The sequence below is a fragment of the Seongchinamella unica genome (genome assembly GCF_004354085.1).
Taxonomy (GTDB): domain Bacteria; phylum Pseudomonadota; class Gammaproteobacteria; order Pseudomonadales; family Halieaceae; genus Halioglobus; species Halioglobus unicus.
The window spans coordinates 1,217,155-1,232,092 of the sequence record NZ_SMSE01000001.1; the positions used below are offsets into that span (position 1 = coordinate 1,217,155).

Consider the following 14,938-nt stretch of genomic DNA (forward strand, 5'->3'; position numbering starts at 1 on the left):
ATGAGGTCCATCACAATACGCGAGGGCACCACTGAGGATGTTGCACAGATTTACCACTTCATCCGCGAACTGGCCGTTTACGAAAAAGCCCTGGAAGAAGTCACCACAGACGAACCGATGCTGCGCGAGGCCCTGTTCGGGAATACTGCCCGCGCCTTTCCGCTGATCTGTGAACTGGACGGGACAGCCGCGGGATTCGCGATTTACTTCTACAACTTTTCCACCTGGCTGGGAAAGTACGGAATTTTCCTGGAAGACCTTTACGTTTCCCCGGAGTACCGCGGCCACGGCGCCGGCAAAGCGCTGTTACAGTACCTGGCCCGCAAGGCCGTCGACGAGGGCTGCGGCCGCTTTGAGTGGAATGTGCTGGACTGGAACGAGCCGGCCATCAGCTTCTACGAGGCCTGCGGTGCGGTTCCCATGAGCGAATGGGTGGGATATCGACTGCAGGGAACGGCGCTGGAGACATTCGCCGCCAGCTAGCAAAAGCGCTGTATCCCGGTTCTCTTCCGGCATTCGTCGCACCCCCACTGCAACTCACCGCAGATACCCTGATTCACACCTCACCCCCTGCTATGTTCAGTGGCAGCTAAAATCAAAGCATCCACAGGGGTGGGTCGTGAACCTGACTGCGAGCTCGTTGAAGAATCCCGCCGGCATTGCCGTTGCCGTGGCGGTCATCCTGTTTTTTGGCGCCTACAGCCTGACCCGGCTGCCGGTGCAGCTATTCCCGGACATCGAGAACCCGACCATCAGCATCCAGACCGGATGGCGGGCTGCCTCCCCGCGGGAAATTGAATCCGAAATTATCGAACCGATTGAGGCTGTCCTGCGCGGCATTCCCGGTCTCAAGGAAATGGCCGCCTACGCCAACGCGGGCAACGCCTGGGTCAACCTGGAATTCGGCCTCGACACCGATATGCAGCGCACGCTGCTAGAAGTGATCTCGCGGATGAACCGGCTGGATCCCCTGCCCCGCGACGCGACCCAGCCGGTCATCATGCTGGGCGGTGGCAACGGCGACACGCCTGCCCTGACCTTCTTTTTCCTGCAGTTACTCCCCGGCACCGAAGGGTCGATTTACGACTATATCCAGTTTGTAGAGGATGTGATCCGTCCCGCCATTGAATCAGTTCCCGGTGTGGCCCGGGTCGGCGTGCAACAGAACAACGCCGCCGGGGAGCAGGAGCTGGAAATTCGCTTCGACCCCTACCGGGCGGCGCAGCTGGGCATTCCACTGACGGAGACCGCGGCCAGGCTGGGTCGCGCCAATGACATCAGCGGCGGCTTCGTCGATGTCGGACGTCGCCAGTACACCCTGCGCTTTACCGGTCGCTATGAGCCCGGTGAACTGGCCGATTTCGTGCTCGAATGGCGTGATGGTCGCCCCATCAGACTCGGTGATATCGCCGACATCGCCGTCACCCGTGGCGAACAGGTGCTGACCAACACCCAGAATGGCAATCCCGCCGTCGCGGTGCGTATCGACAAGGAAACCAGTGCCAATGCCCTGCAGACCCTGAACGCGGTCAAGGCGGTGGTGGCGGAGCTGAACGCCGGGCCGGTTGCCGGCCGCGGCCTGGTGATGGCGCAATCCTTTGACGCATCCGTGTTCATCAACCGCGCTATTGGCCTGGTGGGTGGCAATATCGTACTGGGCATCCTGCTGGCGGTGGGCATCCTCTGGTGGTTCCTGCGCCGGTTCCGGGCGACACTGATCGTCGCCGTGGCCATTCCGGTATCGCTGCTGGCGACCTTCATTGTGCTCAATCTGACCGGCCGTACCCTCAATGTGATTTCCCTCGCGGGCCTCGCCTTCGCGGTTGGCATGGTGCTGGATGCAGCCATCGTGGTACTGGAAAATGTGGTCCGGCTGCGGGAAAAGGGCCTGAACAGTTTCGACGCCTCGCTGCAGGGCGCGCAACAGGTATGGGGCGCACTGCTCGCCTCCACCGCCACTACCGTCGCCATCTTCCTGCCGGTTATTTTCATGCGCGAGGTCGAGGGTCAGTTGTTCGGTGACCTCGCGATTACTATCGCCATCGCGGTGGTTGTATCGTTGCTGGTGGCGGTGACCATTCTGCCGCTGGCCGCCTGCACCTGGCTGCGGGAGGACAAACTGGAGGATCGTAACCGCGGCCTGTGGCTGCGTATCAGCAACTTCGTCATGTCGATCACGTCCACCCCGCGCAAGCGCTGGACCCTGGCGGCGGTGCTTATCCTTACCCCGCTCGGCGCCAGCTACCTGCTGCTGCCTGAGCTGGATTACCTGCCACCGGTCAAGCGCGACGCGGTGGATGCCTACTTCCAGTTCCCCCCCGGGGTCAGCGAACGCACCATCGCCGAGGAATACATCAAGGTGCTGGACCAGCGCATGGCGCCCTTTATGAGCGGCAAACGGGAACCGGCGCTGAAGAACTACTACATCCTCACCTGGAACGGTGGTGGTGGTATGGGGGCCCGGGTGGCGGACCAGTCCCGGGTGAAGGAGCTGGAGCGGATCATCAACCAGGAAATTTTTGCTGACCTGCCGGACCTGCAGTTCTTTGCCTCCCAGGGCAACCTGTTCGGCGGCTTTGGAGGTGACCGGGTCATTGCCCTGCACTTGCAGTCCCGCGACCGCGAGGCCATCGCCGAGGCGGCGTCACTGGGAGAAACCCTGCTGCGGGAAGCCCTGCCAAATAGCAACATCCGGGTCAGCCCCAACCTCGAGCAGGCGGAACCCGAACTCCAACTGTCACCCAACGATAGGAAAATCGCCGAGGCCGGCTGGGCGCGGCAGGACATCGGCACCCTGGTGCGGGCCATGGGCGACGGCGTGTACGTGGGGGAATACTTTAACGGCGAGAAACGGATGAACATCATTCTTCGTTCCCAGGCCTGGGATTCCCCCGAGCAACTGGCCTCGACTCCGGTGGTGACACCGGCGGGTTCACTGGTCCCCCTGTCCGAGCTGGTCGATATACAGCGCACCGTCGGGCCCAGCCAGTTGCGCCGGATTGACAGTCGCCGCACCATCACTATCGATGTGAGGCCGCCGGAAGATGTGTCACTGGAGCACGTACTCAGCACCATTCGCGAACAGGTCGAACCCCGGCTCAAGGCGGCACTGCCCGCCGACGGCAACATCCTCTATGGCGGCAGCGCCAACGCCCTGACCCGGGCCATCAAGTCCATGGGCAACAATTTTGCCCTGGCGCTGGTCGTGCTGTTCCTGCTGATGGCGGCCCTGTTCCGCTCGATGAAAGACAGCCTGCTGGTCGTCATGGCGATGCCGCTGGCCATGGTGGGAGGCATCGTCGCCATCCGCCTGCTTAACCTGATTACCTTCCAGCCCCTGGACCTGCTGACCATGATTGGCTTCGTCATCCTGCTCGGGCTGGTAGTCAATAACGCAATCCTGCTGGTTCACCAGACCCGCAGCGCAGAACGTGAAGGCGTCAGTCGCCACCATGCTGTAGAGCAGGCCCTGCTGACACGGTTGCGGCCTATTTTCATGAGTACCCTTACCAGCATCTTCGGCATGTTGCCGCTACTGCTGATGCCCGGCGCCGGCAGTGTGATCTACCGCGGCCTGGCCGCCGTTATCGTCGGCGGTATGTGTGTGAGCACCCTGTTCACCCTGCTGCTATTGCCCTGCTTCCTGCGCATGGGCGAAAGCCACAGCAGGGTGATCGAGGGCGATGGCAACCGGACGCCAACCCCCAAACTCAAGTCGGTGGCTTGAATGTCTACTGGAGAACAGCCATGAAATTCCTGAACCGTGCCCTGCTGGCAAGCTCCCTTTTCCTGGCCTGCGCAGGTCAGGCGGCACTGGCGCAGCAACCGGAGGCTATTGTCGAACTGGCGACCGTCAGCGAGCAGACTGCCAGCTCCGTAGTCAGGCTGCCGGGCACAGTGATCAGCACCCAGGACGCCCTGATCGCGGCGGAAATCAGCGGCCGCCTGACCTGGGTCGCCCAGGTGGGGGATCACGTCGAACGCGGCGACGTGCTGGCACGGATCGATGATCACCTGCTGCAACTGGAGGTGCGCAACAATATAGCCCAGATCGCCCGGCTGGAAGCCGACATCCAGTACAACAAGCGGCAGATAGCCAGGCTGCAAAAGCTCGCATTGCAGAACAACATGGCCAGAGCTGAACTGGATGAGGTGGAGTCACGGCTGGAAATGCGGCTGCAGGAGCAGCGCATCGCCGAGGTGGCGCTGGATCGCAGCCGTTACGACCTGCAGCGGGCCGAGGTGACAGCGCCCTTCCCCGGGGTGATTGCCCGTCGCGAACTGTACACCGGCGAATACACAACCCCAGGGGCAGCCCTGGTCCGGCTGGTGAATACCCGGCGGGTGGAGATCAGCGTTAACGCCCCGCTCAGGATTGCCCGCTACAACCACCCCGGCAGCGAAGTGGAAGTGGCAGCCAACGGCGAAAAGTCCATCAACGCGATTCGCGGTATGGTCCCGGTGGGCGACGAGCGCTCGCGCATGATGGAACTGCGACTGTCAGTGGATCCCGGACAGTGGATGATCGGCGAAGCGGTCACCGTCGAGCTGCCTGACAATGCAGCCAGCCTGGCGCTGAGCGTACCCCGGGACGCTTTGGTCTTGCGGGAAAATAAGGTCTTTGTCTACACCGTCTCCGAAGACAACACCGCCGTTAAAGTGCCGGTCAAAACCCTCGCCGGGCGCGGGTCGCGGATCGCCATCGAAGGGGACCTCGCGGTTGGTGATGCGGTGGTCATCAGGGGTGCCGAGCGACTGCGCGACGGGCAGGCCCTGAAGGTAGTCAGTCACGACCTGGCGGCTAAGTGAGGATCACCGTCGCGGCGCCCGGATCGGGATCAGCCGCGACCTTACCGATCACCCGGGCCTCGTCATAACCGGCATGGTGCAGGCCTGCCAGCAGATCGCTGGCCCGCGTCGGGGCAATGGCCAGCAGCAATCCGCCGCTGGTCTGGGGGTCGAACAGAATCTGCGCGGCCCCTTCCGGGGCCGCTGTGTCCGGTTCCAGTGCCTCCAGCCCGGCGGCCGCATTCGTCTGGTGCATGGTACTGCGCACCCCGGCCGCCAGTTGCTCCCTGGCGCCCGGCAAACAGGGCATGCCGGCCAGCTCCAGGGTAGCCCGCTGACCCGGGCACAGCATTTCCAGCAGGTGCCCCAGCAGTCCGAAGCCGGTGATATCGGTGCAGGCCGACACCTCAAAGGTCACAGCGAGCTCCGCGGCAAGGGCGTTGCTCTGCAGCATCATCTCGATCGCAGCCGCCAGGTCCCGACCGTCGGCGAGCTGCTGCATGTGGGCGGCGAACAGCACTCCCGTGCCGAGGGGCTTGGTGAGAATCAGCACATCACCATTGCCGGCCCCGCGCTTGGTTAACTGCCCGCCACTGGCAACTCGCCCGTTAACCGCAAAGCCAAGCTGCATTTCGGGTCCCTGCATACTGTGCCCGCCCGCCAGGATACAGTCGACTTTCGAGAACTCGTGCAGGGCGCCGGCCAGCACCTGGTGCAGGTCTCGCTCAAGCAGGCTGCCGCTGGCGAATGGCAGGGTGATGGCGGCGAGGGCGGAGACCGGCCTCGCGCCGCAGGCATACAGGTCGCTGAGTGCGTGATTGGCGGCGATGCGCCCCATCAGCCAGGGATCGGCCAGCAACTGGCGCAGCAGGTCCAGGCTCTGTAATACCGTCTCTCCGGGGGCGCCGGGAATGGGCGCTGCGTCGTCACCCTCGCCCGGGGGAACCACCTGCTCGGGAAATTCGTGGTGCAGGTCGGCCAGCACCGCGGACAGGCCGGCGGCTCCCACTTTGGCACCGCAACCACCGCAATGCGGTTTAGCCCCCGGCTCAAGGGCACCGGGCACGGCATCCCCGTCAATCGGCCCGGTCATGGCGGGCAGATTTTCAAACCGGCCCATGAATTCCCGGTCTATCCGGTCTTTCCATTGCCAGACCCAGCGTCCGGTTGCACTGAACAGACCCCGGTCCGCGGTTGCCTGTCTGTCGCCAAGTGACAGCAGGGAAAGAAAGCGCTGTTGCGGGCGGTGCTCGCGCAGTGGCCTGCCCAGCAGGGTGGCCCGCAAGTTGTGGGCCAGCGCCGGCGCCTGGCGCACGGCATATACGCCGGCCTTTGGCCGCGGGTGGTTTAGCTGGCTGGCAATATCACCGGCACCGAATACGGCCGGATCATCCGGGCAACGCAGGGTATCGTCTACCAGCAGGAAACCCCCGGCGTCGCAGGCGAGACCGCTTGCCGCTACCCACGGCGCCGCTGAGGCTCCGGTACACCAGAACAAGTCGTCGTAAAGGTGGCGGCTGTCATCCCCAAGCACGATGGCATCGTCTTCCACTTTCGCCACCCTGCTGTCGAGATAAAGCTCTACCCCGTGCCGCGCCAGTGCCCCCATAACGGCAGATCTCGCACGCCGGTTATAGCTCTGCAGTATTTGCGGGGCGCCGCAGAACAGGGCGATGGAAACGGGATCCTCCGCCAGTCGGTGAGCCATGGCCAACGCCAGTTCAACGCTGCCGGCGCCACCGCCGACCACCGCCAGCCGGTGGCTGCGGTCGGACAGCTGCAGGCGGGATTCGAGCTCACGCCAGCGTTGCCAGAGTCCGGCCACGGGCTTTACCGGCACCGAGTGGGCCCTGGCGCCGGGTACTGAATCCAGCTCCGGCTGCGAGCCAATATCAATACTGAGCAGGTCGTAGCTGATGGGCGGCCGTCCCAGCAACGTCAGTTGCCGGGCAGCGGGATCAAGCGCCGTGACCTCCGAGGCGATAAACCGCACCCCCGCCCACTGGCAGAGCCTGGCCAGGTCAATATGGGATTGCTCGAAGCTGTAATGGCCCGCCACCAGTCCGGGCAACATGCCCGAATAGGGCGTATGACTGGCGGGCGATACCAGGGAAATGCGCAGCCCGGCGATGGGATCCATGGCCAGCATTCGCAGCACCAGCGCGTGGCTGTGGCCGCCGCCTACCAGCACCAGGTCCTGCTGCAACTCCGCCGGGGTCTGCATCAGCGGCCCGCAACCCAATCCAGCACAGCCCGCCGGGAACCGCGATAAAGAACCTGGCCCTGGCGTTGTTGCAGCTGATAGTCGTACATCGGGTCGTAGTACTGCTCCAGCAGGAAACCGATCCACTGGCGATGGCCGTCGAGATCACCGCTTTGCCGCTGACGGGCAAAGGCCGCCGCCATCATTTCACTGACGCACTGGTGACGCTCCCCTCCCAGTCGCTTGCGGATTCTGAACAGGTCGGCCTGCAGCTTCTCTGCATGCAATGCATCGCCCTGCTCGCCGTAAAACGCCCGGTAACGCTGGCCCAGGTCGATAACATAATCCTCCACCACCACATCAATCCGTTCATCGAGGCTTTGTTCAAGTACGACCATCGGCGCCTTCGCCATCTTTTCCCGCAGGGCTTCGGGCAGATAGAGTCGACCGATCAACCGGCCTTCATCTTCCAGGTACACCGGTTCAGCGGAGCGGTGTTGAAGTTTCAGCAGTGCAATGGACAGCCGGTTTTCAAAATCAATCTGGCTGGGCTGGGGCTGGGGTAGTTGCCCGAAGGTGGATCCCCGATGATGGGCCAGGCCTTCGAGGTCGACAGCGTGGGGGATATCCAGGATGACCCGGGTCTTGCCGGTACCGGTTTTACCGCCAACCAGGACAAAGTGGCCCCGCTCGACAGAGCGCTGCAGTTCGTCGATCAGGAAGCGCCGCATGGCCTTGTAGCCGCCCAGGACCAGGGGGTAGTCAATCCCCGCGTCCCGCAGCCACTGCTGGACGGTCCGGGATCGCAGGCCGCCACGAAAACAGTAAAGATAACCCTCGGGGTGGTTGCGGGCGAATTGACACCAGGCCGCCAGGCGCTTTTCCCTGATGTCGCCGCTGACAATCCGGTGCCCCAATTCAATGGCCGCCTGCTGACCCTGCTGCTTGTAACAGGTTCCCACCCGGGCGCGCTCGTCGTCGGTCATCAACGGCAGGCTGGTGGCACTGGGAAAAGCGCCCCTGGCAAACTCGGTCGGGGCGCGCATATCCATCATCGGCGTATCGGCCAGAAACAGCGCGCGATAGTCGTCGGTATCGGGGCGTGCCGACAAGGGCTTACTCGGCCTCGCCACCGAAGATACTGATAACCCGGTCCTGCAGGGCAGAAATGGCATCGGACATCAGAGCGAAGTCCGCGTCCAGCCGGGCGGCGTTGTCTGCCTCTGGAATGTCCTCGTTCTCCTTCATCAGTTCTTCGCTGAATTTCAGTCGCCGCAGGCACAGGTCCTCGGCCAGCACCAGTTTCACCCGCTCATCCCAGGACAGCGCCAGGCGCGCCACCTGTTTACCGGCATTGAGATGAGTTTCCACCTCTTCACTCAACAAATCAACGCCACGACAGCGCACCACACCGCCCTCCTCGCCGGGCTCCCGCAGTTCGCACTCTTCCCCCAGGGCAAAATCGTCCGGCAGGTTCTGGTGCGCCAGCCAGCCGGTCATGGTCGCCGAGGGCGCATTATTCACCTGCGGCAGGACCACCGGAAATGAGCCGATACACTCGCGCAACAGGTTCAGCAATTCCTCTGCTCGGGCGGCACTGGCCGCGTCCACGAATATCCAGTTGTTGCGGGTGTCAATGTAGGCGTGAACCGCCGATGAGCGGGTAAATGCCCGGGGCAGGCAATCCTGGATGATCTCATCCTTGAGGGTCAGGCGCTCCTTGCGATACACCTTGCGCGCCTGTTCGGACTCGATATGCGCGACCTTCTCTTCCAGTTGTTCGCGCACGACGGTGGATGGCAGCAGTTTCTCTTCCCGCTTCAGCTTGATCAGCAAACGCCCGCCAGCGGCATGGGCCAGCGCGTCAGAATCCCCACCCAGCGGTGAGACCCAGCCCAGGGACAGGGCCTGGGACTTGGCGCAGGGCTCGAACGAGCGCGGGGTCAGTTGTTCCCCCAGGGTTTCGGCAGAGAGATCAAAGGGACTGGTGAGACGGTAGGCGCGAATGTTCTTGAACCACATAATTCTGTACAACTCTGGGAAAAGCCGGGGATTGTAACCCAGCGGCGGGACGCATTCGGCAGAAATATCCGCGACGTGTACAAATTGTTGTCCCCGGCGACCCCCCGGGCTGTTGTCTCCCCAAGGGTGAGCCGATTAAATGCTTCATCGACGACCAAACAGCCACAGCCAGTGCCACAGCGGCCGGACCAGATATGAGCGAACAGACCAGAACCAATCCCTCCCAACCCCGCCACCGTCGCGACATCGAGCAATGGGACATGGAAACCGACGTCGCCGTGATCGGCTTTGGTGGCGCCGGCGGTTGTGCCGCTATCGCAGCGGCGGATGCGGGCGCCCAGGTAACGATTTTCGAGCTGGCCAGCGCCAGTGGCGGTTCCACGGCCATGTCCAGTGCGGAAATTTACATGGGCGGGAATGGCGGTACCCGCGTGCAGCGGGCCTGTGGTTTTGAAGACAGCACCGAGGACATGTTTACCTACATGATGATGTGCGCCGGACCCCAGGCCGACGAAGCCAAAATCCGCAATTACTGCGAAAACAGCAGGGCTCACTTCGACTGGCTGGTAGATCTGGGGGTGCCGTTCAAAGACAGCTTCCACCAGGAGCGCGCCATCATGTGCCTGACCGACGACGGCCTGCTGTACACCGGCAGTGAAAAGGCCTACCCCTTTGCCCAGCAGGCCAAGCCCAGTCCACGGGGCCATAATCTATACATCGAGGGTGATAACGGCGGGCCGCTGTTTATGAAAATTGTCACCGAAAACGTGGAGCAACGCGACACTATTACGGTGCAATACGAGTCTCGCGCCCTCACCCTGATCATTGACGACAAGGACGAGGTCGTAGGTATTGTCATCCGCAAGGACCAGCAAGAACTGAATGTGAGAGCTCGCCAGGGGGTCATTCTCTGCGCCGGTGGCTTTGTGATGAACGAGGAGATGCTGCAAAAATACGCGCCCATGTTGAGCAAGGGCACCGAGCCCATCGGCAATCCGGGAGACACCGGCAGCGGTATCCAGATGGGTATGGCGGTAGGCGGTGCCGCGATCAATATGCACGAGGGATTTATCAGCATACCCTATTACCCGCCCGCGAGCATGACCTATGGTATAGCCATCAACGACAAGGCCCAGCGCTTCATCAATGAGGACGTGTACCACGCGCGTCTTGGCCACGCGGCCCTGCAACAGCAGGGGGATCGTCTCTACTTCATTGTCACCATCGACGATTACGGCAGTTACGAGCAGCTCAATTTCCTGTTTGCGCCCATAGCAGGCACCGGTGAGACCGTCGCGGAACTGGAGGAAGAGCTACAACTGCGCCAGGGTAGCCTGCAGCAAACCATCACCCTGTACAACGAGGACTGCCGGGCGGGTGAGGACACGCTTTACCATAAGGCCAGCCAGTGGCTGAAGCCACTGGAACCACCGCTGGTGGCGCTGGATATCACCCCCGGCAGGGGCTGTTTTGTGCCCTTCTTCACTCTCGGAGGGCTGGACACCCTGCCCACCGGTGAGGTCGTCAATCCCCAGCGCCAGGTGATTCCCGGTCTCTATGCCGCTGGCCGCACCGCCTGCGGCGTGGTCCGCCGTGCCGAGGGCTACTCCAGCGGTATGTCGGTGGGCGACGCGACCTTTTCCGGCCGGCTGGCTGGCAGGCAGGCCGCCTCAGCACCCAGACGTTGACCCTACCCGGACTTGTAAGCCCGCCATCGCGCTTCTACCATGGTCAGGCGGGTGCCAGACACCTGCTTTTCCCTTGCTGCCAAAAGAGGCCTGGCTATGAAGTACCTGCACACCATGGTGCGCGCTCGCGACCTGGAAGAAACCCTGGAATTTTACTGTGACAAGCTCGGCCTGATCGAGGTAAAACGCCACGACAGTGAAGCGGGCCGATTCACTCTCGTGTTTCTCGCCGCACCCGGGGATATGGCCACCGCCGGCAAGGACGCCAGTCCCTGTGTGGAAATCACCTGGAACTGGGATCCGGAGGAATACACGGGAGGTCGCAACTTCGGCCACCTCGCCTACCGCGTCGACAACATTTACGACACCTGCCAGCGACTGATGGACAAGGGTGTCACTATCAATCGCCCCCCCCGTGACGGACATATGGCCTTCATCAGGTCACCCGACGGCATATCCATCGAACTGTTGCAGGCGGGTGAGTCACTGCCGCCGGCGGAACCCTGGGCATCCATGGAGAATACCGGCAGCTGGTAGCTCCCCAGTGAGAAACAGCTTCTCCACCCGGTTAATCATGCTGCTGACCCTGGCGTTGGTGCTGATTATGGGTGGGGGCATGGCACTGGATTACCACTTTTCCCGGGAGGAAATTCTCAAGCGCCTGGCCGAGGAGGCCAGGATCGAGATTGGTGTTGCGATAAACGACACGGAAAACTGGCTCCGCGGCGTGCAGGCGACAACCCAACTGCTGGGCCGCGTGCTGGAGCGGACGGATTACAGTGAAGATGGCCTGCAACAGGTGCTGCGCGACGTGGTCGCCAACAACGATGAAATTTTTGGTGCCGCCATCGCACTCAATCCCTCGCTCAGCGACAACCCGGAGGGCTTCGCGCCCTACTACTATCTGGACAATGGCGTGGCCAGCTACGCCAATCTTGCCAGCGAACAGGCCAACTACCAGGCCCAGCCCTGGTATACCGCGCCGGTGAAGGCGGGCAGACCCCTGTGGAGCGAACCCTACTTTGATACCGGCGGTGGTGACGTGTTAATGACCACGTATTCGTTCCCGGTCTACCGCATCACTGACACGGGTGAGCGCTCGCTTTATGCGGTGGTGACCGCTGATGTGACCCTGGAGGATCTGCAGCGTGTTGTCGGCCAGCTGCACCTCGGAGAGAGCAGCTATAGCCTGCTGTTCAGCCGGGAGGGTCTGGTGATGAGCTCGCGCAACCGGGCCAGTGTGATGAAACACTACTCGCAAATGGCCTACAAGGGCGTAGACCTGGACAGCTGGCATGCACTGTTTGGCCACGCGCTCGGCGGCGAGCGGGTTACCGCCGAATTTCCCTGCCCGGAAGACACCGGCCGCTGCACCATCCGCATGGGTCGCCTGGAGAGCACTGGCTGGCCCATCGGGGTGGTCTACAGCCAGCGTGAAATCCTGGCACCGCTGCATCGCTACGAAATCAAGACCGCGCTACTGGGTCTGGGCACGCTGTTGCTGATGTCCCTGGCCGTGTACCTGCTGACCTCCCGGCTCACCCGACCGCTGCAACAATTGAGCATCGCTTCAGAGCATGTCGCCAGGGGTGAGCTGGACGTTCCCCTGCCGCAGGCACAGGGAGACGACGAGGTATCACGGCTGGTGCGCTCCTTCTCCAGCATGAACAGGGAGCTCAAGACCTATATCCAGGACCTGGAAACAGCCACCGCCAATCGCAGCCGCCTGGAAGGTGAACTGAACGCAGCGCGCGACATCCAGATGTCGATGCTGCCAGGTGGTGGCGAAGTGATGTGGCAAGCAGGAGGCGTCAATCTGTGGGCACAGGTGTTGCCGGCGAAAACGGTCGGGGGCGATCTGTACACCTACTTTCGCGACGGTAACCAACTGTTGCTGGCGGTTGGCGATGTTTCCGACAAGGGTGTACCCGCGGCGCTGTTCATGGCCCGCTCGATCAGTTTCATCCAGCAACTGGCCGGCAACGATGTCCCACCGGATGCTGCCATGGCACGCCTCAACAACGCCCTGGAGCGGGACAACCAGAGCTGCATGTTTGTCACCCTGTTTCTGGGCATACTCGACCTGGACAGTGGCGAGTTGTGTTTTGCCAGTGCCGGCCACACCGCGCCCAGCCTGTTGCGGCAAGGTCAGGCACAGTCGATTGTGCAGGACACCGGGCCGGCCCTGGGCCTGGCAGCAGACCAGGTGTATCCGCGCAACACGCTGCAACTGTCTGGCGGTGACCGGCTGGCCATTTTTACCGATGGCATCGACGAGGCGTTCAATGCCGATGCCCGAATGTACGGGGTAGAGCGAGCAAATGAGGAATTGCTGGCAAACGCAGGACTGCCCCTTGAGGCCTGCGGCCACGCTTTGATCGCCAGCGTCAACAAGCACACCGGCGATCAGCCCCAGTCGGACGACATCACCCTGATGCTGCTGGAATACACCGCGAGTGACGGGCGCAGCGGTTCCCATAGTTTCACCACCGGCGCAGGCCTGACCAGTCGGATCGAGGCCTGGCTGCAACCCCTGCTGCGGGGCTGGGCGGTTCCGGCAGACCTGGTCACGGAATTCACCCTGGTAGCCGAGGAGCTGGCCACCAACGTCCATAAATACGCTGCACTGGCGCCGGATGAGCAACTGATTGTTACCCTGGCACTGCAGGCGAACACCCTCGCCCTTGAAATCCGTGACCCGGGTAAGCCCTTTGACCCGCTCAGTGAAGGCCACCGCTCGACACTGGGAGCGGATATCGACTCTGCAGAGATTGGCGGCCTTGGTGTACACTTGGTGACCCGGCTCACTGATCGCCAGAGCTACCGCCGGGAAGGCAACCACAATGTTCTGCGGGTGGAAAAGGACATCCCCCACCCGGACTGCGGCAGCCCGCTTGAGCCACCCAAAAATTGAGGCCGACAACACCATGGACCTGACCACTACCGTTGCCATCGATGAAGAGAACTCCGTCGCCCGCGTCGCCCTGGCCGGAGCACTCAATACCGACACCGCGCCGGCCTTTGAACTGCGCCTGCAGGACGTGCTGAACCGCGGTTACCAGCTTACCGTGCTGGATATGAAGGATCTGGACTACATCAGCTCGGCCGGGTTACGGGTGATATTCAAGGCAGCCAAGCAAACCAAAAACGATGGACGAAAACTGGCGGCGGCCAACCGCAAGCCGCACATCGACAAGGTGTTCGATATTCTCAAGGCATTGCCTGATATGGCCGTGTTTGCCAATGAACAGGAGCTGGACGACTACCTGGACAGCATGCAGCGCAAACTCAGGGACGAGTGATTCAGCGCTGCAAAAAATCCAGTATCCAGCGCGCGACTCGATCGCCCTCTGCCGCCTTCGACAGTGACGCCATGCCGCGGTCGTAGGCTTCCTCGCCAATCGCCTGGCGGCGAAACTCCATAATTTCCCGGGAGTATCCGGGAACAAATTCGGGATGCCCCTGGAAAGTGAGGATGTGGTCCCCGATCTGAACCACCGCGTTTTCGCAGAAGTCGCTGCCCGCCAGTACCCTGGCGCCCTCGGCATTGCGCACCACCTGGTCCTGGTGGCTGACAAGGATATCGAAGTCGGCCGCGCCCCCGTCGTGCCACTCAGGGCACTCTGTGAACCGGTGCGTGTGTCGGCCCACCCCCCAGCCTTTGGTGGATTTTTCAGTCTTGCCACCCAGGGCCTGGGCGACCATCTGGTGGCCAAAACAAATGCCGACCAGTTTTTTCTTGCGGGCATCCAGTTCGCGAACAAAACCCATCAACCGGGCAATCCACTCCTTGTCCTCATACACCGAGGACTTGCTGCCGGTCATCAGGTAGGCGTCCACCTCGTCTATATCCGCCGGGTATTCCCCTTTCTCCACATCGTAAACCACAAACTCCAGCGCCGGATCTTCCCGTCCCAGCAGGGCGGTAAACATGTCCGGGTACTCACCAAATTCCGGTACCCACTCCGGACGCACGGCATCGGTCTTCAAAATTCCTAGTTTCATGGTTTACGCGAGTCTCCTGGGGCGGGTAATTACCCGCAAAACCCCATGATAAAAACGGCACCCGGTACTGTCTATACCACCATAGGGCAGGCCATTGCCGTCACCAAAAATACACGCCAGCGCCACCGAACTGCCACAGCGGCAACGCATTGTGGTCGCTGGTGCACTCCGGCGATGGCTACCTCGAGGTGTCGGTGCGACTGCCCTCGCCTGACCCTTGGGCTTAACGCAG

General features: G+C 62.1%; 11 protein-coding genes and 1 pseudogene. 7 read left to right on the forward strand and 5 right to left on the reverse strand.

The annotated features are described in order from the left end of the window. The 3 genes from E2F43_RS05320 to E2F43_RS05330 all read left to right on the forward strand — a co-directional run bounded on the left by E2F43_RS05320 (window position 1) and on the right by E2F43_RS05330 (window position 4,809). Window positions 1-483 (forward strand): GNAT family N-acetyltransferase, encoded by a 483-nt coding sequence (locus E2F43_RS05320; protein WP_133210307.1) that lies wholly within the window; start codon window positions 1-3, stop codon window positions 481-483. Between the two features lie 136 nt (window positions 484-619). Continuing rightward, a complete protein-coding gene (locus tag E2F43_RS05325) occupies window positions 620-3,727 on the forward strand; it encodes an efflux RND transporter permease subunit (RefSeq protein WP_133210309.1) in 3,108 nt (1,035 codons plus the stop codon). Window positions 3,728-3,747: 20 nt separating this feature from the next. After that, the gene (locus tag E2F43_RS05330) at window positions 3,748-4,809 is read left to right on the forward strand and encodes an efflux RND transporter periplasmic adaptor subunit (RefSeq protein ID WP_133210311.1); all 1,062 of its coding nucleotides are present in this window, start codon (window positions 3,748-3,750) and stop codon (window positions 4,807-4,809) included. Here the strand turns inward: E2F43_RS05330 and selD are convergent. The 4 genes and pseudogenes from selD to rdgC form a co-directional block, all read right to left on the reverse strand. Further along, the gene (gene selD / locus E2F43_RS19610) at window positions 4,802-5,908 is read right to left on the reverse strand and encodes a selenide, water dikinase SelD (RefSeq protein WP_476707501.1); all 1,107 of its coding nucleotides are present in this window, start codon (window positions 5,906-5,908) and stop codon (window positions 4,802-4,804) included. The two genes, E2F43_RS05330 and selD, sit on opposite strands and share 8 nt — an antisense overlap. Next, a pseudogene (locus E2F43_RS19615) lies at window positions 5,909-7,012 on the reverse strand (FAD-dependent oxidoreductase); the annotation flags it as partial. Further along, window positions 7,012-8,103 (reverse strand): tRNA 2-selenouridine(34) synthase MnmH, encoded by a 1,092-nt coding sequence (gene mnmH, locus E2F43_RS05340; RefSeq protein ID WP_133210315.1) that lies wholly within the window; start codon window positions 8,101-8,103, stop codon window positions 7,012-7,014. The pseudogene E2F43_RS19615 and the gene mnmH, both read right to left, overlap by 1 nt. A 4-nt stretch (window positions 8,104-8,107) precedes the next feature. Beyond that, window positions 8,108-9,013 (reverse strand): recombination-associated protein RdgC, encoded by a 906-nt coding sequence (gene rdgC, locus E2F43_RS05345; protein ID WP_133210317.1) that lies wholly within the window; start codon window positions 9,011-9,013, stop codon window positions 8,108-8,110. 194 nt (window positions 9,014-9,207) lie between these two features. On the opposite strand from rdgC, the gene E2F43_RS05350 reads away from it, so the two are divergent. The 4 genes from E2F43_RS05350 to E2F43_RS05365 all read left to right on the forward strand — a co-directional run bounded on the left by E2F43_RS05350 (window position 9,208) and on the right by E2F43_RS05365 (window position 14,003). After that, window positions 9,208-10,701, forward strand: a complete 1,494-nt coding sequence (locus tag E2F43_RS05350) for an FAD-dependent oxidoreductase (RefSeq protein WP_133210319.1) — start codon at window positions 9,208-9,210, stop codon at window positions 10,699-10,701. Window positions 10,702-10,797: 96 nt separating this feature from the next. Beyond that, a complete protein-coding gene (locus E2F43_RS05355; protein WP_133210321.1) occupies window positions 10,798-11,238 on the forward strand; it encodes a VOC family protein in 441 nt (146 codons plus the stop codon). 7 nt (window positions 11,239-11,245) lie between these two features. Continuing rightward, window positions 11,246-13,615, forward strand: coding sequence for a SpoIIE family protein phosphatase (locus E2F43_RS05360; RefSeq protein ID WP_133210323.1), 2,370 nt, complete (start codon window positions 11,246-11,248; stop codon window positions 13,613-13,615). Beyond that, window positions 13,596-14,003 (forward strand): STAS domain-containing protein, encoded by a 408-nt coding sequence (locus E2F43_RS05365; protein ID WP_238946752.1) that lies wholly within the window; start codon window positions 13,596-13,598, stop codon window positions 14,001-14,003. The genes E2F43_RS05360 and E2F43_RS05365 overlap by 20 nt, the downstream gene beginning before the upstream one ends. Window position 14,004: 1 nt before the next feature. On the opposite strand, the gene E2F43_RS05370 is transcribed toward E2F43_RS05365, so the two are convergent. After that, on the reverse strand, window positions 14,005-14,706 hold the full coding sequence (locus tag E2F43_RS05370; protein ID WP_133210325.1) for a glutamine amidotransferase-related protein: 702 nt from the start codon (window positions 14,704-14,706) through the stop codon (window positions 14,005-14,007). Window positions 14,707-14,938 lie beyond the last annotated feature (232 nt).